Source organism: Abditibacteriota bacterium, assembly GCA_017552965.1.
In the GTDB taxonomy this organism is placed as follows: Bacteria; Armatimonadota; UBA5829; order UBA5829; family UBA5829; genus RGIG7931.
Genome location: JAFZNQ010000039.1, coordinates 1 through 22,560, shown reverse-complemented (window position 1 = coordinate 22,560; position 22,560 = coordinate 1). Strand labels below are relative to the sequence as shown.

Sequence of the window (22,560 nt, the reverse complement as noted above, 5' to 3'; positions counted from 1 at the left end):
GCGGCATCCTGTTGGCAGGCATTTTCTTTACCCTGGCGCTGGCCCTTCCCTCCTTTGCGGACGGCCGCTTTCAAAGGGAGTTCGGCCTGGTCCGCAGCGGTGAAAGCCTGTCCTTCGTGTGGGCCTCCGACCTGCATTACAGGAGCAGGATCCTGTACAACTACGGCGTCACCCCGGCGGGCCTCAGGGCCATAGTCCGGGAGACCGACCGGTCCGGCGCCGACTTTCTGGCCCTGACGGGCGACCTGGTCCACGGCTTTGATCCGGCGGACAGACTGACCGGGGACCTGGGGGAAATACGGAGCATACTGGCAGAGTGCAGCGCGCCGGCGCTGGTCCTTATGGGCAACCATGACGATGGCTCCTATTATCTGAAAGGCGGGCGCCGGGGCAGCATGCTGACGGAGAAGGATTTTTTCGGCGCTCTGGGCATGCCGCAGTATGGGAGAGGCTACTATTTCGCCGACTTCCCCCGAAGCAGGATCCGGGTCATCTGTCTCAATTCGTCGGACACGCCCAGACAGGCGCTGCCGGACGGGAGCTATGAGCATTATCCCATAGACTACTATGCCTTCGGGCAGGAGCAGCTCCGGTGGCTGGCCCTGGAAGCGCTGCGGCTGGAAAAGGGCTGGGCGGCGGTGATACTCACCCACGTGGACACGAGCCACGTCTCTCCCACCGCGGAGCAAAGCGGCTTTGACACGGCATGCGCCATTCTCGACGCCTTCAGGGCGGGCTCAAGGGTGTCCCTGGGTGAAGGTCCGGAGGCGGATTTTGGCGACTACCCCTCCCGGGAGCTCATAGGAGTCTTTGCCGGCCACATCCACAAAAAGCAGATCAAGACAGTCCGGGGAGTGGCCCACATCATACAGGGCTGCGCCTTCGGCAGGTATCCCGATTTCACGGGAGTGACGATAAACCGCAGCGAAAGACGCATATTGCTGACAGACAGCGCAGGCAACACCGACACGGTGAATTTTTAACAAGGAAGATACAGTGAAGATCCTTCTTACCTCAGACATCCACGACTGCCATCTGGATTGGTATGGCACGGCCACGGACGCCAGGCTCAGACAGTGGGCCGCCGACATCTGCAGGGAGCACGAAGCGGCTCCCCTGGACATGATACTCATGCTGGGCGACTACGCTCTGGACTTTTGGTTTGACGGCGGGTCCTTCGTCCGCCGGGGCGAGTCCCGGACGAAGCATTTTCTGGACACCTACGTGACCCTGCTGCCCAAGGTGCCCATATATATGATCCCCGGCAACCACGAGCAGTATTCTCCGGAAAAATGGCGGGAGATCACCGGCTCCGAGAGGTATCTCACGGTGACCAAAGGCAACGCCATGTTCATCATGACCGACTCCTACGCCGGCGACCTGGGTCCCGCGGAGGATAGCGACGGCACCTACGTCCCCGTGGACTGCGCCTGGGTGAAGGAGCAGCTGAAGAGGCATGACTGCGAGCACGTGTTTATCTGCACCCACGGCTTTGAGATACCCCGGGAAACCGACGAGTTCAGAGAGCTGGTGAAAAACGAAAGCCGCATCAAGTGTCTGTTTCAGGGACACTATCACCTGTCTTCGGTCATAGACCTGGGCCCGGACTGGGGCGGCAAAAAGATACTCCAGACCGGCAATTACTCCTACACCAGCGACCCGGGCGGCCCGGAGGCGAGCTTTTGGGGCTACAGGCTCCTGGATATAGACAAGAGCAGGCTCTCCAGCGAATACGTGATGTGCGCCTGCGATTTCATATACAAAGACCAGAAAATGCATATCGACAGACATTCTGTGGATTGCTGGAATAATTAAAAAGAGGACATCATGACGAACAAACTGAAAGTAGCCATCGTAGGAGCCGGCGGCATCTCCGAGGTGCATATCGCGGGCTATAAGGCCCTGGACAACGTGGAGCTGTATGCCCTGTGCGACATCAACGAAGAGCGCCTCAGGGAAAAGGGCGCCCGCCACGGCGTGACCCGCCTGTTTACCGACGAAGCCGAGATGCTGAAGGCCCTTCCGGAGATAGACGCCGTCAGCGTGACCACCTGGAACTCCCAGCACGCCCCCTGCACCATCATGGCCCTGGAAGCGGGCAAGCACGTGATCTGCGAAAAGCCTATGGCCATGAACGCCAAGGAAGCCGCCGCCATGGAAGCCGCCGCCAAAAAGGCGGGCAAGCTGCTGATGATCGGCTTTGTGCGCCGCTTCGGCAACGACTGCGCCGTACTGAAGGACTTCATTGACTCCGGCGACTTTGGCGAGATCTATTATGCCAAGGCCAACTACACCCGCAGAAACGGCTGCCCCGGAGGCTGGTTCGGAGACAAATCCCGCTCCGGCGGAGGCCCCCTCATAGACCTGGGAGTCCACGTCATAGACCTGGTGCGCTACCTCATAGGCAACCCCCAGCCGGTCAGCGTTTACGGCGCCACCTTTGACAAGCTCAAGGACCGGCCCGGCATCAAATCCCTGACGGCGGGCTACACCGCCGCCGACGCGGGGACGGAAAAGCCCAAGTTTGACGTGGAAGACCTGGCCACCGCCCTGGTCCGTTTTGACAACGGAGCGGTCCTGCACGTGGAGGCGGCCTTCAGCATGAACATCCCCCACGACAAGGGCATCATCGAGCTCTACGGCACCAAGTCCGGCGCCGTGCTGGACCCCGAGCTGGCCATATACACAGAGCAGAACAACTATCTGACCAACGTGACCATGGCAGGCAGCACGGCCCTGAGCTTTACGGGCCTCTTTGAAAACGAGATAGCCCACTTTGTGCGCTGTATCACCGACGGCATCCCCTGCCGCAACCCGGCGGAGGACGGCGTGGCGCTGATGAAGATACTCGACGCGGTATATGAATCCGCCGCCACCGGCCACGAAGTCATCATCAAATAGCCCATTCAAACAATCTCCCCGCTCAACTGGCGTTGAGCGGGGAGCATTTTATACCCGGATTCATTTGTCCTTCGGACCTCTCAGCAGCTTGCGCCAGCCCTCCCAGTCCTTTTCGGTGGGAACGGGAGGCTCTACAGTCAGGGTCTTATCGAGACAGCCTTTCATGACGTATTTATTTGTCTCGTCATCAAAAACGAGTTCCTTGCTGAAAAGCAGTTTCAAATAATCCCGCTTGCCGACTTCATTCCAATAAACACAATCCAGGCACATTCGTTTCAGCACACCGAGATCCCGACCATCAGGATCGGTGAGGCCCAATGCATCTTTTTCGCAGATCCTCACCGAATAGAGCATTCCCGTATCGCAGGACACGTTTATTACGTCGGGCAAAACAAAATATGCTTGGACCATGTTGCCGGAAAACGGAACTGCATACTTGCCAAACACCTTCTGCCTTCTGTGTTTGATCAGGGTCTGATAGCGCCAATTCTTTTCGTCAAGATGCAGCTCACACACCTCTGTTTCTGAAGGATCAACAGACATGATACAGCGCAGTATCTTTCCGTCATCCGACAGTATGGCATCCAGAACATACGGATAATTGAAACGCAGAGTCTTCAGGTCTTCATTGAGCGAATCATTTTCGTACATTTTTACCACGCTGCTCTGCAAGTTTTCTTCCTGGCCGGTTTGCCAGTCTCTCTGCAGGATCTGCAGCGTTTTGCGGCAGGAATACCGGAGCGGTTTGGAGCCCGGGATCTGTATTTCCGATTCGTCAAGCCCTGTCTCACTCACATACCTGAAGATCACCGTGGTATCTTCGTCCACAGGCAGTTCTTCTTCGACAACGCCCGGCCGAAAATCATTTTTGCTCCTGATGGTCAGATAGTTCTTTACCAGACCGGTGTTATCAACATCCTGTATTTTCACCTTTCCAAAGTTCTTATTCGTTTGGACAGAAGGATCCGTTTCTCCAAAAACAGCCCCGGCAGCGACAAGCAATAACGCCGACACAAAAAACAAGCATAGCGATCTTTTCATCATATCCTCCTATTGTATGGCATTTCCTATATCCGGAATTAATGCCGAATCTACAAGCGTGTCTAATACATTAGGACTCATTTGTCCTTTGAGTGTCTCACCAGCTTGTGCCAGCCCTCCCAGTCCTTTTCGGTGGGAACGGGCTTCTTGTCCGGCAGGCTGCGGTCGTTTATCAGGGTCCCGGGCTTTATCATGATATTCTCTCCGGTTTCGCTGTGCTCCGGTTCTTTGAATATGTTCCAGCCGGCCGCTATGAGCTGTTCGGCGCCGGCTCTGTTCCAGTAAACGCCTGTCAGGAAGAAATACCGGGGCACTGCCGTGCCTTTGTATTTGCCGGACAAATACTCCTGCGACCGGTAAAACTCGTCCATCTTCCGTTTGGCCTCCCGGTTGTCCAGCCGGATCCGCTCCGCCAGCTCCACGCCGTTGATCTTAGTGGCAATATACACTACGTCCGGAGCCAGAAGACAGGCCTGCTTGATGGGGTCCTGATTCCACATGGAGCTATCGGGATCTATGACAAACCGGGACAAGCAATAACTGTTGAAGCCGTATTTGTCCCGCCAGTCCTTTTCGGTCAGATCGTATTGATACAACTCGACAAGGCTTTCGTACCGAAATCTCTGGTTGTTCACGATGTATCTCAGGGTGCGACCGTCGTCGGAGACCGCGGCATCCATGATATAGGGATAGTCACAGCACTCTTGCCGGCTGCCTTTGCGATAGGAAGCGGCGTATTCCTTGATGACCTCTTCCGCTGCTTCTCCGTCCGGCGTCTTTTCCCTCAGCAGGACTGTGAGGGTCCTGCGGACGGCTGTTTCACTGTCGCCCTCGCTCTTGCCCGGGCCCAAGCTGCAAACGGTGCGAAACACCACCTGTTTGCCGCCGCCCAGAGGCAGGATCTCTTCGGACGTCCCCTCTGCGCAGTCCTCCGGTGTCCGGGTGGTCTCCAGCTCACTCACCAGGCCGGTTTTGGCCAGGCTCTTCACGTCCACCCTGTCAAACTCTGAGGCCCGGGGATCAGCCTTGCCGGCAGTTGCGGTCCCGCCGCTGCCGCCGGCTTTGATGCTCCCGCAGACAGCCAAAGCTCCGAAGATGAGGGCCAACACGGCCACGATCGCGATCATATGTTTCATAGTTCTCCTCCCTGTTCCGTGTCCTCTATTCAGAAGGTCATCTCATACGCCCCGCCTTCGAGGCAGCGGGTCTCTCCTGCCGCAGTGAAGCGGCACGCGATCCCCTCCGGCACCGTGAGCTTCACCTTCAGGCCGTCGGCGCCGTAGCGGTATTTCACGCATATCCTGCCTTCGGCGGCCTGGTATTCCGTGTCTGCCCACTCTATGCCCAGGCTCCTGGGCGGAATGGCCACCTTGAGCCTGCCGCGGCTGTAATCAATGCCGCCCACGTTTTTTATGAGCCAGGCGTCATAGGCTCCTAACATGGGGTGATCGTGGGACACGCCTCCGTCCCAGGTTTCCCACACGGTAGTGGCCCCGTTTTTCAGCATATAGCCATAGGAGGGATATTCGTCCCTGTCCAGCAGGGCCTTTACCAGGTCGTTGCGGCCCATCCCGGCCAGACAATCAAATACGTATTTTACTCCGGTGAGGCCTGTATTGAAGCCGTTTTGACTGAGGGACCGGACCAGAGCCTCCTCTGCCCGGGGGCGCAGCTCTGAGGGAATGATGTCAAAGAGTATGCCCATCACCAGAGCCGTCTGACTGTCCTCAAAATAGGTGCCGTCTTCTCTGAGATACCTGTCGTTCAGAGCCTTCTTTATCAGTTGTCCGTGTTCTATATAGCGGGTCTGATCATAGCCCAGCCGTCCGGCCAGCTCCGCCATATACAGGTTGAGCACGTACATGAAGCAGGTGTTGCAAAACAGCACGTCGGTCCGGGGTCCGTCCTTGGCGGGCACCTCTACCCAGTCCCCAAGGCCCATGACCGAGCCTTCTTCATACAGCCAGTCCGTCATTTTGCTTTCGGCATAATCCATATAGGCGGTCATGCACGGCCACATTTTCCCGAGCAGCTCTGTGTCCCCGTAATACCTGTCATAATACTTCATGAGAGCGATCACGGCTCCGGTCCACTGAGTATCAAAGAGGCGCATATTACATATCTCCCAGTCGGGATTGGGCACGATGCCCGACATATTGCCGTCGGGATACTGGTCGTCCGCCATATCCGTGAGCCACTTTTTGTAGGCCTCCTTCATGTCAAAGTTCAGCATGCCGTATTCGGCAGCCATCCAGCCGTCGGCGGTCCAGCCGTTCTTTTCCCTGTGGGGACAATCGGTAGGCACGGAATGGTAGTTGTTGAGAAAGGTGCGGCAGGCGATCCGGTGCAGCTGTTTGCCCCTGTCCCAGGAGCAGTCAAAACGTCCGGCTCCCTGCAGATCCGTGTGCACCATAATACCTCTGATGTCGGAAAGGGCCGGGATATAGCCCAGGCCGGTGATATGTATGTACTGAAAGCCGTAATAGGTGAATTTGGGCTTGCACAGGTCTTCTTCGCCGGACAGCTTGACGGTCCAGCGCTGAAAGCCTCCCTTGACCAGCGCCAACAGATGGGATTCATCGCAGCCCACCTCCCGTCCGTGCCAGTCATAGGGGCCTCTTTCCCTGAATTCCAGGGTCACGTTCCTTCCCTTTTCACCCTTCAGCCTGAGCTCGGCCCAGCCGGCCATATTCACGGGAAACTTCACCCACAGGTCATCCTCGGTGCCCGCCAGGCCGCAGGGCAGCACCGTGTCGCGCTCCCTGATGGCAGGCTGCCTCTGGGCTGTGATGCAGGGATGATTGAAGGCGTGCGCAAACACAGGCCGCCAGTCCTCAAGGCTGCCCGCCCAGGCGCCGCAAAAGGCCTTTTGGGTCATGTCGTGCCTTTCCCCGGCCCGCAGGTTCTGATATTCTATATAGCTTGAAGCGCAGCAAAAGCTGTCGTCGCTGACCACCGCGGTATGGCTGCCGTCCTCAAAATATATGTCCGTCAGCATGATAAACTTGGTGTTGCCTCTCCAGCGGGCGTTGTGAAAGCCCCAGGTATCCATGCACGAAGAGTTGTACAGCCCGTTGCCCATCCAGACTATGAGCCTGTTCGTTTTCTTCAGGCAGTCCGTGATATCATAGGAGCGATACAGAGCTCTCTTGTCAAACCCCGTGAAGCCCGGCTCCAGCACTCCGTCGCCCGCCTTTTCGCCGTTGATATACAGCTCGTGGTATCCCAGGGAGCAGATATTTGTCTGGGCATAGGCGACCTTTTTGTCTATGGCGATATCCTTTGCATACAGATAGCTCCTGTCCTGATCCGGATCGTAGTCTATCAGCTCGTTTTTGCCCCAGGTCCCCCAGCCCGAGGTGTTTTTATAGACCTCTATCTCATCCTTTTCGTAGGCGCTGATCCATTTGGCGTATTCAAAGGACAGCTGTCCCTCAAAGAGGCCGGTGGAAAAGGGCAGCTCCCGCCGGGCCAGCAGCCTGTCTTCACCGTCATACAGGCTGAGGATGACCAGGTAGGGCCTGCGCTCCTTCAGGGGAGCTGCGCAGCGCAGGGCGCAGCCCGCCGGACTGAAGGACTCTGCCCATATCTGCTCGCCCGTCAGCCGGTCAACTATGGCGGCGCGGCCCCGGGCAGCGCCGTCGCAGCGCCATTCCAGATCAAAGCAGGGGGAATCGATACCGATATCAAAGCCCCTGTTGATAGTCATTTGTGTGATGTCCATATTATTCTCCCGATCATATATTCAGCGTCAGCTCTTGCAGGCCGCCCTCCGTATCCATGGCCCCCGTCGGCCACTCCAGGCGGCATTTCATGCCGGCAGGGGTCTCCAGGCGGACCCTGACGGCGCTCTTGTCATATTGCCACCGGAGGCTGATGAGTCCCTCCGGAGACTGATAGCTCGTCTCCGCCCATTTTAACCCCAGACTCCCGTCCGGGATCCTGAGGACCGTGTTCCCCCGGGTATATCTTATGCCGCCCACGGTCTTTATGAGCCAGGCGTCAAAGGAGCCCATCATAGGATGGTCCAGAGATATATGCCCCTCCCAGCTTTCCCAGAGGGTAGTGGCGCCGTTTTTCAGCATATAGCCAAAGGACGGAAAGTCTGTCTGCCGCAGCAGACCCGCAGCCAGATCGCCCCGGCCCATATGGGTGAGAGCGTCAAAGATATATCTCGTGCCCAGCAGGCCCGTGGCTATGTGCATGTTTTCCTTTTCCAGAGCCATGAGCAGGGCTTCCTCCGCCTTTTTTCGCAGGCTCTGCGGCAGGATGTCCAGCTCCAGAGCGATGGCCAGAGCCGTCTGGCTGCAGTCACACAGAGCCTCCTCCGAGGGGAAGTATTTGGCGCACACCGCAGCCCGGGCCGTCTCCGCCCGCCGGGTCCACTTGCCGGCGTCCCGGCCCAGCTCCTTGGCAAACTCCGCCATGATGCGGTTGTAGGCGGTATAAAGAACGCCGTTTGTCAGGGGCGGATCGGTCCTCCGGACTCCGAAATCCGCTCCCGGCTCCAGCCAGTCGCCCAGAAAAGCCACGTTGGAGAGGCAATCCTTTGTCCGGGCGTCCACGTAGTCCATATAGCGCTCCAGATGCTCCCACATATAGGAGAGCAGCTCTCTGTCGCCGTAAAAGTCGTTGTAGTGCTTCATGAGCATCATGCCGCCGCCGCTCCAGAGAATGTCAAACACCCTCTTGTTGCAGGTCTCCCAGTCGCAGTTGGGCACTATGCCCGACAAATTGCCGTCGGGCTGCTGATCGTCCGCTATGTCCGCCAGCCATTTTTTGTAGGCCTCTCTCATGTCAAAATTATACATGGCGTATTCGCAGGTGATCCAGCCGTCGCCGGTGTAGCCGTTCTTTTCCCTGTGGGGACAGTCCGTGGGGATGGAGTGATAGTTGTTGAGAAAGGTGCGGGGCACCAGGCCGTGCAGACGGTTCAGTATAGGCTCCGAGCACCTGAAGTCCAACACGGGCCGCAGGTCCGTGTGCACAAATATGCCTCTTATATCCCGCAGCTCGGGGACATAGCCCAGGCCGGTGATCACCACATACTGAAAGCCGTAATAGGTGAAATGGGGCTCGCACACGTCTTCCTCTCCCGACAGGATGATACGCCAGGTCTGAAACTCCTTGCGCACGTGAAACTGATTGATGTGCTCGGGCTTCAGATCGGGAGCGTGCCACTCAAAGGGATCCCTCTCCACAAACAAGAGCGCAGCCTCTCTGCCCTTTTCGCCCTTCAGCCTGATATTGATCCAGCCGGTCATATTCACCGGAAACTTCACCACGCATCTCTGATCGTCGCCCCCTATGGCGCAGGGCTCCACAAAGCCGCATTTCCGGATGGGGGGCATGGCTTCCTCCGTGATGTTGTCCAGAGCAAAATCATCGTATTCGTTGACGTCCACGGCCTGCTCCCAGCCGGACACCGGCCCCATATATTCGCCGCAATACTGCTTTTGCCTCATGTCAAAGGTCTCGCCGGAACGGATATTCTGATACACGATAAAGGAGGGATGCATGACAAAAGAACCGTCGCTGACGATGGTCTCCCGTTCGCCGCCGGCGCAGGTCACCGTGAGCTCGCATATGAACCTGGCCTTTGCCCTCCAGGGCGCGTTGTGAAAGCCAAAGGTGTCCGGAGTGCTCTGGTTGTAAAAGCCGTTGCCTGTCATCACGGTGAGCCGGTTGCGCCGCTGCAGCAGCCCCGTCAGGTCGTAGGTGTTGAAAAGGCCTCTCTTGTGATAGACGGTAAAGCCCGGGGAGAGCGCTCTGTCTCCCAGCTTTTTCCCGTTCAGATACACTTCATAATAGCCCAGAGCGCAGATAGTGAGGGAACCCTCCGCGGGAGCGTCCTGCAGGTCAAAATCCCTGACAAATATATACGATCTGTCTTCGTCCTTGTCTTCGTTTACCAGTTCGTAGGAGCCCACAGTGCCCCAGCCCGCGGTGTTGGGCAGGGTATCCACCCGGGGCTCCCGGGAAGCGCACAGCCATTTTGCAGCAGGAGAAAACCGGCCACGGACAAAAAGGCCGTCATCCGTCTTGTTGATTTGCATGATGCATCCTTTTCACATATGGTTTTGTTTATTATACCATATCCGGCAGGAAAAGTATATCTCCGGACGCAATCCGGCAGCCCCGCGTCACCCCGGCAGTTTTCGGCCTCCACCTGCGTCATCTCTGCATAAACGGCATATGTCAAACGCCTTGGCGTTTGGCCGTTTGCGCTTTGAGATCCAGGCCGTTTCCCTTTGCCGCGTTCCTTACTCCGGCTTTGCCGGAGGCGGCAAAGGGAAACGACCGTACAAGCGGGGTCAGAATAGCCCGGAAAAGCGGTTTTCATTCTCTCTCGCCCGGCGGTGAGCATGATGCCCTGCCGGAAGTCTGTCCTTCCACTACAGGAGATCTCTTACCGGTGAGGGCCCTTCAAGCCCTCACCGCCGAGATGACGTGAAAATTGACCGTCGGCCCAAGCCGGCAGGCTTGGCTCTCATCGGGATCCCCGCAAGATCGCAGATTTTGGGGGCAAAAAATGCAGGTCTCGGTCGAGACCTGCGCTGCTTTTTTATACCCGGCTTACGCAAACAGCCCGGCAAAGAAGCCCTTTATCCTGGCGAACAGGCGGGCAAAAAGGCCCGGCGCTGCCGCGTCACTGTCTTTGTTCGCCGTCGCCTTGGCCGTCTGCCCTGCAGGAACGCCGGCGCTCTTTGCCGACGGGAGACTGTGGGAGGCATTGGCATACTTCATAGTACTCATGTCTTTCATTCCTTCATATACCGGCTCTTCTCCGTTTTCACTGTATTCCCAGGACTCCTCACTTCCTTTGTATGCATAACCTTTGCCCACACCGTTACACCAGATAAGGTGTTTGCTTCCGCCTATGCGACCGTCCTTTATTCCGTATTTTTCGTAATACGTATCCCATTTCTCCTTGTTCTTCAGAACGGCATCCTCGCCTATGTGCGTCCGCCAGTGCTCCACACAACCGTCTTTGTATTCCAGACGCACTATATTGTCTGTCAGGATACGGCAGGAGACAGGCCTTTGGATTGGCGCGTTGACTTGATGGCCAAACCTTCTTATTCCCCCATACACCTCGGCAATGATCCTTTCGTCAGTCACAGTAACGTAATAGTCGCTTCCGGCAGTAGAGACAAAGTATCTGCCGTCTTCCGTTATCGCCACGTCACCCAGCTCATGGCCACGGTCATACCATATTATTTTACCGTTGTCTTTTACCACAGTCAAAAGGCAACAATGATGATATTTGGCGCCATAACGGCTGGCATCATATAGCGTGCATTCAAAACGGCCGTGCAAGATAGCCCTCTGCACAACGGGCAACGTCTTGATAACGTTGTCGATGTCGGAATCTATTTCATTTACAAAACTGTCTCCACAATATTCATAAAACAGTTTGCCGTTCGTATGTATGGTAGTGTTTTGATACACCTGCACAAAATTGCTGTTTTTCAGAATAGGGTTGTAGGAATAAACTATAGAAGTATACAAGCCTTCGCCTTCATATTTGAAAACACCTTCCAGATAATCCGGCACACGAAGCAGAGGAACGATCTTTCTTTTTCTGATTATTTCAGGAGGAATGGGCTCATAAAGGCCGGGATCCATCCCGTAAATCAACATAGACCACCCCTCATTTGCATAAGGATCGTCTGCAGTAAGCATTTTATTATACTGATCTTCCCCATAGTATTCCTTTAATGAACGTGGTTTTTTGTGGTCATCAAATACACTGTACGTCTGACAAAAGCCTGCACCTGCCGCAACAAGAACCAATAAGATATATATGATCAGACATCGTTTCATTTTTCTCTCCTAATGCATTATCGGGTAACTATAATATGACGAGTCAAAATCGATGATTTGAAGATCATCGCCGCTGTAAGTATTCTGCCCAACTTTTATGGCAACATTGTCCAGCAGGTAGTTTGTAAAGCCGCTCATGTTTTCTGTATATGGTCCGGCGCCGCAGGTGGCGTCATAATAGTTGTCGTCATATATGTTTATTACATGATCCTGAAAGTCACCGCTGTTGGGATGACCACCACCCTGAAAGCGGGAAGCAGTCTGCTTCAGTCTAACTATATCCCAGTCAGTACCGAAATGCCACATCACCTTTCCTTCAACATCATCATAAACAAAACTCCGGTCTGGATTCGGTCCGATTTGGAACTCCTCACAGTCACTATAACCCACATTCAAACCCTGGCTTCTCAAAAGATCCACAAAAAGATTCTTCCAATGACCACAGCGTCCATCCCCTTTCTCCAATAACTTATCGGTAGTAAAATGTTCGCCCGGAGTATTGTTGCCGGCTCCCCAATAAGTCAAGGTCCTGCCATCCAACAGTTCTATATTGTTTGTTTGGACCTTTTTCCACAACAAGTCAAAGACCTCAGATTGGATGGAAGCGCCAGAGGCAGCCTTGCATGAGATATTCAGCAGAGATTCAAATATGCCCGTAGGATGGGTTGTTAAACAATTATATTTTAAGCAAGGACTATTACTCTCTAAGGGAGTGTTAAAGGGTACATATACTTTGATATCGCAGGAACCTGCCGCTATATTGGAGCCTCCGGAGGTGGTCACCTTCCAGGGCAGAGACAGATACTTTACATCCACCGTATTTGAAACGGCCTGTATGCTCTCCATATTGCTCCGGCAGCTGAGAATATTGTAGCCGTTATAAGCCGTGGTATCAAAATGACTGGAATTAAAGGTATATTCATTTCCCGCGCCGGTGATATAATCAGTATCTCCGTTATAGATATTCGCTCCCGTATCCGCCAGCTCCAGAGTTGTAAACTTGAGCGTGTCCCCCATCTTTACCACAAAAGGAACGTTTTTGTCATTAATGCCGAGTATATTTTGATAAGGATACTCTTCATAAGCAAAGCCGTCTAAAATATTGCCGCCAACAGCCTCTCTGTCATTCCAGATACCGCCGGAAAAAGAGCTGTAATATCCCATAACATAATCACTGAGCGGAATATATTTCTCGGCTGAGTGGCAATAAAGGACGGTATTCGTGAAGTAAAGATACCTGTGGGCAAGATTTATCGTCTGAACGGAATCATATACGTTAAAATCGATCCAAATATCCTTGTATCCGGCGGAAGGCATTTTAAAATATATATATTGCGGAACGCTGTCCACCTGCCAGGTCTTACTCATTCCATACGGGGCATCAGACTGGATGGGCGTAAGGCAAGCCGCGTCGGTATAGAGATCCGACACTGAGGGCTGCCCGGGCAAAGTCATACCGGACCAGGTCACAGATATATAGCAGATATTCTCATGAGGAAAAGCAGCAGGAACAGTGGACAGGTCTATGCGATATACGTCATCCTGCCTCATATACACAGATTTGCTTTGCTCTTTGAGATCCACGACATACACTTTTACCGGCGCTTCAAAAGGCGCGTCCTTCACATCGCCCTCATATCCGGAGGAAAGGGTGCTCTCATCGGTCACTTTGTATATCAGATCATACTTCCCGGCAGGAACATACTGGAAGTTGCCTGACAGACCCGGAGTTATACCGGGGCTGGAATAAGCGTTAGTCCGGGATATCCGGGGATGACCAATGATATTCAAATAATAATTATAGATAATTCCGTTGGAAGATGGGGTGTATGAGACCAATCCGGTCATAGGATCCGTGAATAGCAGATAGTCTATATCATTGAAGGCATAGGGAGTGGAAACAGAGCCGTTCAAAGGAAGGACAACATTGTTATTGTTGTCTGAGGAATTCACATAAAGGTTGTTGGCAAACAGAGTAAAAGGCGAGCCTCCATAGAGGGACATCGCAAGGTTGCAACCAGTTGAATCATTTGTGGGCACATAGACAACATCGGACATACACACAGACGCGCAACAGAGCAGCAACAGGCACATTGCCAATATACGCCATGCTTTCCATCTGCTTGTTACTTTGACCATCGTCGAACCCGGCGCGATAATTCTAAGTATCATAACACATCCTCCTTAATATTACGCAGAGCAATTTCTCTGCGTCGTTGAATCAAATTACAATTATATTATACAGTATAAAAACCAGCAAGTCAAGCGATCCAAAAAATACTATATTTTTCGGAAATCTGTGTCACAGGTTTGCCTTTTTGTCCCGCTCTGGCTGTCCGTGTGCGGAAGCCGGCATTTCTTTCAAAGGGGATCCCGTCCCCGGGCCCTGCGGGCCCGGGGACGGGATGACGATAAGGGTTTTCCTCTGCAAAGCCTGCGGCTTTGCAGAGGAAAACGGACCGCCCGACCGGAGCAGGCCGGGTTTGTGATCTCCGGCGGTCATTATCACGTCATTTCGCCGCCTGTGCCGCAGGGCACAGGGGGTAAGAAATCTCGAACAAACGAGCCGAACAGCCCCGGAACGACGCCGGCTCACCGCCGGGGAATGAAAATACCACTGCTCCGGAAGGAGTGCTTCGGCAGGCGCGCTGCGCCTGCCGAAGCACATTTTTTAATATGCCATTCGCGGGCGCTTCGCGCCCGCGAATGGCATGCTTTTGTCCCGCTCTGGCTTGTCCGTGACCGAAGGCCGGCGGCTCTATTGTTCGGGATATCTTACCGGTGAGGACGAGCGTCCTCACCGCCGAATCGCGGGGTCCCCGCAAAATCGTGAGATTTTGTGGGGCATTATGACGTTAAAATGAACGGGACAAAAAATAGCAGGTCCCCATCGAGACCTGCTTTGGTTCGTTTTTCGGCAGTCTTACGCCAACAGCCCGGCAAAGAAGTCCTTCACCTTCGCTATCAGCCGGGCAAGGGATGTCCGGCGATCCGAAACAGGATTCGAAGCCCCGGGCAGTCGGGAAGGAGCTTTTCCGGAAACCATGAGTGTCTTTTCCATACTTATCCCATCATAACTGTCGGCAGCAGGCTCTTTTCCGCCTTCATGGTAGCACCACATATTTTGCCGTGTTTTTGTTTTCAGCCAATTTCGGGTCGGTGTTCCTTCCAGCTTACCGTCATTGCACCATAACAGAGCCCTGATGCCACTGCCAAGAGGTGTTCTTACGCCATATTTATCGTGCTCATCCTCATAGAAGGCGTCGATATTTTTGGTCACATCTTCCTCTGTAAGCCTGATCTTCCAGTGCTCAACGCAAATACCATCGGGATCAGAGTAGGACTGACGCAATACGTTATCGGTCAGGATCTCCACCTTTGGATGCTGAATACCTGAATATCCGGTATGCTTGCTTCCCCTCCAAATTATTCTGGTACCGGAATATACCTCTGCTACCAGTCTGTCTTTCATCTCGGTGATATAAAAGGCGCTATCGGAGGTCACGATCATAAATCTCCCGTCGGGAAGCAATTTTGCGTCGGGAATGTTTTCCTCGTTCCAATACCATATTATTCTCCCTTTGTATGTGATGACCGCAAGGAACGAATCGTCATATACCTCCCGGGCATATTTTTCTGCATCGTATCTCGTGTAGTGAAAATCATTATCGAGATCGCATTCTTTGACTGCCGTTAATTCCTTGACCACGCTGTCGATCTTGTCTCCGATCACGCCAAGCAAGGTGTCGGGGCGATATGTGTAAGTCAGCTTTTCTGCTTTGGGGTAGTTTATCTTTTTAGTCACCAATATCAGCCTGGCTTTATCGATATCCTTAGTGTGAACAGTGATCACGGAGTGATAAAAATCATCTTCGTAAACATTCAGCAAGTAATCCGGAAGCGCATTCATATCATAACGAGCGATCTGTTTATCCAACCCTTTTGAAATATATAAATCCAGATCGGTTCTGCAATCGGCAAACAAAGAGGTCGATCCGATTACTGTAACGAGAACAGCAAAAACAATACTGCAGATCTTTTTCATCGTCAAACTCCCATATATGGTAATATTATAAAGTCCTCAACTTCCAGTTGACTCCCCGGGATCACTAACGAGCCAACGTGTTTTTCACAGTTTTCACGCAAGTATTGGCGAAATCCCAAATATGTATTGGGGTATGGCCCGGAACCACATGTTGCGTCGTATAATGCATCATTTTTTAGTCGTGCAGAAATCGCTGTGGCTTGTTAATATCCACATTTTTATATTACAGTATTCAAAACCATATGTTAAGCAGTCCCGTAAAAAATCTACCGATAATCTCCGTCACAGGTTTGCCTCTTTGTCCCGCTCTGGCTGTCCGTGTGCGGAAGCCGGCATTTCTTTCACAAGGGAGATTTCTTACCCCCAAGCCTTACGGCTTGTCGCCGATATGACGTTAAAATGAACGGGACAAAAAAAGCAGGTCTCGCCGGAGACCCGCTTTGCTTCATTTATTCTGCAGTCTTACGCCAACAGCCCGGCGAAGAAACCCTTTACCCTGGCAATCAGCCGGGCTAAGAGCCCCGGATCACCTTTTCCTGTCTTATCGCCTGATGACGCAACAACCGGGTCGGCAACAAGGGCAACAGGGATCACGTCGGAGACCTCGGCATCCTTCATCTTGCTCATGTCTATCATGTCTTCGTAAACCGGCTCGACTTCGCTCTCATGATAATCCCACGCCTTCATTATACGCAATCCTTTGTAGGAGCGGGCGAAGCCGTCTTCGTTTCCTTTTCCGTTGGACCATATAGTATGCATCTGCGCAGCATTCGACTTGGGGGGCTCTTGCCCTTTTGATTCATAGATCTTATTTCTCTTAACAGTGTTCTTTTCCATATCTTCATCGGAAAGACGCACACGCCAATGCTGAATATAACCATCCTCATATTCCAACCGGACGATGTTGTCCGTCAGGATCCTGCAGCTTACGGGCATAAGATGCCATTTTCCCACCTGCAAACTGTTCATGTAGCCTCTGCTGAACGGAGTATAGCTCTCGGCAATGATCCTGTCCCCGGTCACCGTTACGTAAAACTCACCTTCTACCGTAGAGATCATATATCTGCCGTCATCCGTGATGGCAACGTCGCCCAGTTCCGAACTGCTGTCATACCATATGATCCTGCCGTTATCCTTTACCACCGTCAGAAAACAGGGCTGATAATATCTGGCTCCGTATCGTGAAGCGTCATACAATATACATTCAAAACGCCCGTGAAGGACGGCCTTCTGGATAACAGGAAGCTTCCGGACCACTTTTTCAATTTCTTTGTCGATCTCGCAAATATAGTTTGAGCCCTTGTATCTGTAATACAGGAGTCCGTCGTCTTTCGTTTCGTAGGTCTGACTCACTTCCACCAGCCGCGATCTGTCGATATCCATATTATACGAATAGATTTGGGACCTGTAGTATTCATCGTTTCTGTACAAGCCCATCAAATAGTCGGGGATACCCGTATATATATCAGAGACATGTACGCTTTTCCTGCCGGCGGTGATCCTTTTGCCGACTTCGTCGGGCACCGCCATAAGGTAAACTGGCTCCAGTCTGTCCAATATCTCGGGATGGGCAAAAGTTATCTCGCTTTGCACATCCCCCAAAAGATATTTTCTTATTGACCAGCCTTCGTTGGCAAAAGGATCCTGTAGATCCATATACTTAGCGTATGCCCCTTCTCCGACGATATCCCTTATGGTTTTTACGCTCTCGGGGTCAATATCTCTCAGTCTCGCTGTTTGCCATTGAGGCGGCTCCAGGCAATAGCTCACGCTGCAAAGCAAAACAAGAATAATAACGCTGTATATCAAGCCTTTTTTCATTTCTGCACTCCTGTTATTCATTTATTGGGTAATATGAAGAATAAAAGTCTTCTATGACCAGATTATCGCCCTGGCACACCAAGTCTCCGGACGTGATACGGACGTTTTCCCGCAGATATTGCAAAAAGCCGGATTGGCTTTCTTCATAAGGCCCTGCGCCGCAAGTCGCGTCGTAATAGTTGCCGTCATAGATATTGATCACATGGTCTTGAAAATCTGCCAGATCTGGATGACCGCCTCCCTGATAACGTGAAGCTTTCTGCTCCAGTTTTACAGAGCGCACTATGCCGCTGTCAGAGAAAACAACACCATGACCGTGTATATACTCATACTGTCTATTGGGGTTCGGAAATATACTAAAAGGCTCATTGTCATTATAGTTTGCGTCTATCCCCTGGCTTCTCAGAAGATCCACAAAGAACAACATCCAATGATGACATCGGCCGTGCCTGGAAGTCAAAAACTCATCGGTAGTCCAGTGAATATCCGGCGTGTCGTTTCCGTCTCCCCAATAGGTCAGCACACGACCATCCAACAACTCTAAATGGCATGTCTGTATCTTCTTCCACATCAATGAAAACGTCTCGGCTTTGGTCGCAGCCCCTTTTGCTGCCTTAATGGAGTAGCAATAGAACCGGTTACGGGCACGACAAAGTTGATATTGCCGTCGGAGGAATTCACATAGCGGTTGTTGGCAAACAGAGTGAAGGGATAACCTCCGTTGAGGGCCAGAGAGAGGTTGCTGACATCGGGATCATAGTTGGGCACATAGAGCGTGTCGGAGACACACAAAGAGGAGCAGCCCAGCAACAGGAATACTGCCAGCAAGCAATACGCATACTTCCATTGGGCGCGTGCGTTTGACACGGCGGACACCATTTCGCAGGAATGTTTCATAGCCATTCTCCTAATTTATTACGCAGAAATCGTTCTGCGAAGTATTCTTATAATTACTTTAATCATACCATAAGTAAAACCATATGTCAAGAAGTCCCCCCAAAAAAAGAATCACGGAAATCTCCGCTACCGGTGAGCCTTCTTGTTCCATTGGGCTTGTCTTTAACGGAGGCTCGCATTTCTTTCACAAGGGAGATTTCTTACCCCCAAGCCTTACGGCTTGGCGGCGAAATGACATTATATTGCGCGGGACAAAGAGACCGCGCGCAAAAAACGGGGCCCGCAGGGGCCCCGGTCCGCGTTCATCCTACCAAAACACGCTGATAGTCCTCGGATCGACTTCGTTGGGATACACCAGGAGATAGGTGCTGTTTATGGCGTCCCATTCCGCCCTCAGCACCTCCACGCCTTCCGCTTCCAGCCTGACAGGCTTTTTCGGCAGCAGCAGACGGGTGGCGCAGGTGGTGCCCGCCGGGCCTTCGGTGGTGAAGGTGATCCTGTCTGTCATACCCCTCTCTCTGGCTATTTTGGAAGAGGAGGCCAACACGCAGGCCTTGGTCTTGTCCAGCTTGCCCAGGTCCTTCAGCAGATATCTGGAGCCCGGGGTCAGCTGCACCGAATTCATGACGGTGAGCAAGGGGTCAAATATGTTGACGAACCTGCCGGTCAGGGTCCTGACTCCCGTCAGCTCGGTCTCATCCAGTCCTGCCGCTATGACGTAGGGGCCTCTGTGGAGGAGGAAATAGTTGGTCTCGTTCCAGTCCATATCCGCAGCCAGCACGGCCTCCCTGGCGATCTTCGCAAAGGTCTCGCCGCCGTTCTTGTCATGGCTCAGGGCGGCGGGACTTTCCTTTGAATATATCAGGGTGCCCTTGCCTATCTTCTGAGCGCCCTTTGTATCATTGGCTCCCAACACCTCAAAGAGATGCTTGCGGGGACAGGAGTAGCTCTTGCCGTCAGAGTTCCACCATTCCTTGACCTTGTTGTAGGGATCCCGGTCGTCATCCACAAACACCAATACTCCGCCGTCCTTTACCCAGTCCGCCAGAGCCGTGTGTATGTCCTCTCTGGGCGGCTTCATGCCCTCATAGGTGACGAACAGCACCTTGTAAGGCTTGAGGTAGTCCTTGATGTTCACGTTTTCCAGCTGCACCGGAGCTACGGGCATACCTCTCTTGATAAGGGGCATGGCCATGCCGAAAAAGCTGCCGAAGGCGCTGTCGGAGGGATTGGGGTCCATACGCTGAAACATCATGGTGTCGCTGACCAGGATGCCCAGCTGCAGGGTGCCGCAGTCCCACTCGATGGACTTTTGGTTCATCTTGTTGAGCTCCATGCTGATAGCCATCAGCTCCGCGGCGTAGGTCTCGGGAATAGTCTCTTTGGGGATGTCCGCCGCGTTCTCGCCGGGGCCCAGGCTGTTCAGGTTCCTGGCGGGATAAGAGCCGGTAAACACGCGGCTGGCCCAGGGCATGACCTCATAGTGATATACGTCGGTCCACAACAGCGACGCCACCAGGGTGGACTCGTAGTTTTGCTTGTAGTCCTCCCAGCAATAATTGGGGTTGTCCTCCACAGGGTCGTTCAGATAATACATCCGCTTGCCGGTGGATCTGATGAGATTGTCCAGCACGCCGTATTCGCAAAAGGCGCTTTCAAAGGTGCGCTCCTTTTGCACCCCGTTATACACGTTGGCAGTCCGGCTGGTCCCGGTCCACACCTGCCCTATATAGCCGTCGCAGCCCTCTATCTGCACCAGAGAGGCTTCGGGGGAGATGATGCCCCACCAGGCATAGTTGATCATGGAGTGGGTGGCCACGTAGCACTTGACGTCCCTATTGATGGACCTGGAGTATTCGCGGATAAAGCTGAATACCTCGTTCAGCTCTCTGCGATACAGATAATACTTCAGCTTGCTGGACCGGTACATGGCGTCCGGCGAGGTATGCTGGGCCTGCCAGGGCTCATCGTAATAGTCCTGCCACTCCCGCTTGAAGGCCTCGCTGTAGCCGGCCCGGGTCCAGAACTCGGGCTCCTCCAGAAATATGGCTTCGGCGCCGGCGTCTATGGCTTTTTTGACTCCTTCGCAGAGATATTTGCCGTAGGACCTGACGGGCACCATATAGGGCACCGTGGGACCGTGGTTGATCTCATTGCCGTTCCTGTCCTTCTGTCCGGCATCCTCGTGATTGACTCCGTCCCACTTGCCGAACAAAAAATCCTGATAGTCGCCCCAGGCCACTCCGGTCATCAGGTGGGTGATGTATCCCCTTTCCTTCCACTTGGCCAGCCTTTCCTCGCAGCCTCCGATGCCGTACACCATCACGGCGTCGGTCTTGATGTCGATCCTGTCGCTGTAAGGCGACGCTTCCTGAAAAGTGGTAGTCTCGTTTTTCTGGTTGGGATCGTGTCTGTCCACTGCCCAGGCGCAGCCGCCCAAAACAACAGCCAGCGCCAGCAGGCATATCAAATGTCTCATACTGTGTGTCTCCATACTACACGCTCTGCTCCACCGCTCTGAGGGCATATTCACAAAGCAGCTTTTTGTATATCATATAATTCTCCAGGCTGCACTGAGGCGGAGTCTGATGGTCCACCGCAGGGACAAAGCCGCCCTGCCGCATCACCGGCAGCAGTCTCTCAAACTCTGCCCTCATAGCCTCCTCGCCCTTTTCCATGACGGTCTTGTCAAAGGCTCCCAGCAGACGCAGCCGGGGGTGCTGTTTTCTGAGGGACGCCACGTCCACTCCGGCCATGCGCTCCAGGGGCAAGAAGCCTTCCACGCCCACTTCTTCCATCCAGCCCACCAGGTCGGTGATATCGCCGTCGCTGTCCACAAAGGGGACCGTGCCGCGCTCCCTGATCAGGGGCGTCAGCCGGCGGTAATAGGGCCCGATGAAGCTGTCAAAGAGCTTCTTGCTGCACATGACTCCGTGATTGTAGCTCATATCCTCGGCCACAGTCATAAAATCCGGAGTAAAATAGTCGTACACCCGTTCCAGCACCCTTTTGTTGTATGCCAGCAGATCCCCGTTGATGCGCCGGATCAGCTCGGGCTGATCATAAAAGGCATACATATGGGCTTCTACTCCCAGCAGCCTCCGGGGGAACCAGAAAAAGCCCTCCAGGGTGATCCAGGTGGCAGCGCCTTCGGACTGCTCTTTTTTCATCCTTTCGAGAGTCTCCCGGGTCAGGACCTCGTCCGAATACAGGGTGGGCAGCACTGCCTCATAATCGGCTTCGTCCCTGATGACAAAGGGATAGACGCCTCTGCTCTCGGGATGCAGGGGGGTGGCCGCCGAGGTGGCGTTTATCCACACCTGCCGCAGCCTGTCCAGCCCCAGATAGTCGCTGATGCCGTCGGGATAAGGAAGGCCCTCGGGCAGTCCTTCCTTTTCCCAGCGTTTTATGGTCAGATCCCACCAGGTGGCCCACTCGACCACCGGCAGCCTGTCGGGCCTGCGAAAATGCAGGGCTTGCTGAAATCGTTCTCTCTCTGTCATGTGTCTCCGCAGTATATGCGCCGGGCAGCGGGCCTACAGGTCTTCTCCGGACTCCTCGTCGTCGTCCTCGTCATCCTCTTCTTCCTCTTCTTCTTCGTCGTCGATGTCGTCTAAGAGCTCGTCATCTTCTTCGTCGTCCAGAATGATCTCATCGGCGTCGTCATAGTCATAATCGTCTTCGTCATAGCAGCCGTGACAGGTGCACTCGCCGCCATCCATCAGGCTAAGGATATCCTTCAGTCTCGCATCTATGTCGCTCAGCTTTCTGTGCAGCTTGACCAGTCTTTTCTCGATCCTCTTCAATCTCTTGGCTTTTTTCATGGCTATCCTCCGAAAAAGTATTACAGTATTATTATACACCAAAAACGGGACCAACGCCCGCAAAAAACGCAAAACCCGTACTTTCGTACGGGTCTCGGGATCAATCCTGCTTCCAGCGGTCATGTATCCACAGCCAGCCGGCAGGATACCGCCTTATTTCGGCCTCAATGGCGTCGTTGACCATCTGAGTATATTGTTGTCTGT

The 22,560-nt window shown here is 53.5% G+C and carries 17 protein-coding genes; 3 read left to right on the top strand and 14 right to left on the bottom strand.

What is annotated here, in order from left to right:
- Positions 1 to 11: 11 nt before the first annotated feature.
- The 3 genes from IK083_04030 to IK083_04020 are packed head-to-tail and all read left to right on the top strand — an operon-like array spanning position 12 to position 2,901.
- Positions 12 to 983 (top strand): metallophosphoesterase, encoded by a 972-nt coding sequence (locus IK083_04030; protein ID MBR4748728.1) that lies wholly within the window; start codon positions 12 to 14, stop codon positions 981 to 983.
- 13 nt (positions 984 to 996) lie between these two features.
- Positions 997 to 1,815: a metallophosphoesterase gene (locus IK083_04025; protein MBR4748727.1), complete on the top strand. Its 819-nt coding sequence runs from the start codon at positions 997 to 999 to the stop codon at positions 1,813 to 1,815.
- A 12-nt stretch (positions 1,816 to 1,827) separates the two neighbouring features.
- Positions 1,828 to 2,901, top strand: coding sequence for a Gfo/Idh/MocA family oxidoreductase (locus tag IK083_04020; protein MBR4748726.1), 1,074 nt, complete (start codon positions 1,828 to 1,830; stop codon positions 2,899 to 2,901).
- A 60-nt stretch (positions 2,902 to 2,961) separates the two neighbouring features.
- Here IK083_04020 and IK083_04015 read toward each other — a convergent pair whose 3' ends face one another.
- The 14 genes from IK083_04015 to IK083_03950 all read right to left on the bottom strand — a co-directional run.
- Positions 2,962 to 3,942, bottom strand: a complete 981-nt coding sequence (locus IK083_04015) for a hypothetical protein (GenBank protein MBR4748725.1) — start codon at positions 3,940 to 3,942, stop codon at positions 2,962 to 2,964.
- Between the two features lie 77 nt (positions 3,943 to 4,019).
- Complete coding sequence (locus IK083_04010; protein ID MBR4748724.1) at positions 4,020 to 5,078, bottom strand: hypothetical protein; 1,059 nt, start codon at positions 5,076 to 5,078, stop codon at positions 4,020 to 4,022.
- A 29-nt stretch (positions 5,079 to 5,107) separates the two neighbouring features.
- Positions 5,108 to 7,666: a family 78 glycoside hydrolase catalytic domain gene (locus IK083_04005; GenBank protein MBR4748723.1), complete on the bottom strand. Its 2,559-nt coding sequence runs from the start codon at positions 7,664 to 7,666 to the stop codon at positions 5,108 to 5,110.
- Between the two features lie 13 nt (positions 7,667 to 7,679).
- On the bottom strand, positions 7,680 to 9,998 hold the full coding sequence (locus IK083_04000; GenBank protein ID MBR4748722.1) for a family 78 glycoside hydrolase catalytic domain: 2,319 nt from the start codon (positions 9,996 to 9,998) through the stop codon (positions 7,680 to 7,682).
- Between the two features lie 520 nt (positions 9,999 to 10,518).
- A complete protein-coding gene (locus IK083_03995) occupies positions 10,519 to 11,769 on the bottom strand; it encodes a hypothetical protein (protein ID MBR4748721.1) in 1,251 nt (416 codons plus the stop codon).
- A gap of 9 nt (positions 11,770 to 11,778) precedes the next feature.
- Positions 11,779 to 13,941, bottom strand: coding sequence for a hypothetical protein (locus IK083_03990; protein ID MBR4748720.1), 2,163 nt, complete (start codon positions 13,939 to 13,941; stop codon positions 11,779 to 11,781).
- Between the two features lie 751 nt (positions 13,942 to 14,692).
- Complete coding sequence (locus IK083_03985; protein ID MBR4748719.1) at positions 14,693 to 15,814, bottom strand: hypothetical protein; 1,122 nt, start codon at positions 15,812 to 15,814, stop codon at positions 14,693 to 14,695.
- Between the two features lie 462 nt (positions 15,815 to 16,276).
- Positions 16,277 to 17,635, bottom strand: coding sequence for a hypothetical protein (locus IK083_03980; protein MBR4748718.1), 1,359 nt, complete (start codon positions 17,633 to 17,635; stop codon positions 16,277 to 16,279).
- Between the two features lie 13 nt (positions 17,636 to 17,648).
- Positions 17,649 to 18,206, bottom strand: coding sequence for a transglutaminase domain-containing protein (locus tag IK083_03975; GenBank protein ID MBR4748717.1), 558 nt, complete (start codon positions 18,204 to 18,206; stop codon positions 17,649 to 17,651).
- A complete protein-coding gene (locus IK083_03970) occupies positions 18,206 to 18,532 on the bottom strand; it encodes a hypothetical protein (protein MBR4748716.1) in 327 nt (108 codons plus the stop codon). The genes IK083_03975 and IK083_03970 overlap by 1 nt, the downstream gene beginning before the upstream one ends.
- A 307-nt stretch (positions 18,533 to 18,839) precedes the next feature.
- On the bottom strand, positions 18,840 to 21,011 hold the full coding sequence (locus IK083_03965) for a hypothetical protein (protein MBR4748715.1): 2,172 nt from the start codon (positions 21,009 to 21,011) through the stop codon (positions 18,840 to 18,842).
- Positions 21,012 to 21,027: 16 nt separating this feature from the next.
- Positions 21,028 to 22,035 carry a hypothetical protein gene (locus IK083_03960; protein MBR4748714.1) on the bottom strand — a complete coding sequence of 336 codons (1,008 nt, stop codon included), beginning with the start codon at positions 22,033 to 22,035 and terminating at the stop codon, positions 21,028 to 21,030.
- Between the two features lie 33 nt (positions 22,036 to 22,068).
- A complete protein-coding gene (locus IK083_03955; GenBank protein MBR4748713.1) occupies positions 22,069 to 22,356 on the bottom strand; it encodes a hypothetical protein in 288 nt (95 codons plus the stop codon).
- Between the two features lie 100 nt (positions 22,357 to 22,456).
- A partial coding sequence (locus tag IK083_03950; protein MBR4748712.1) for a lipid A biosynthesis acyltransferase occupies positions 22,457 to 22,560 on the bottom strand: 104 nt, incomplete at its 5' end.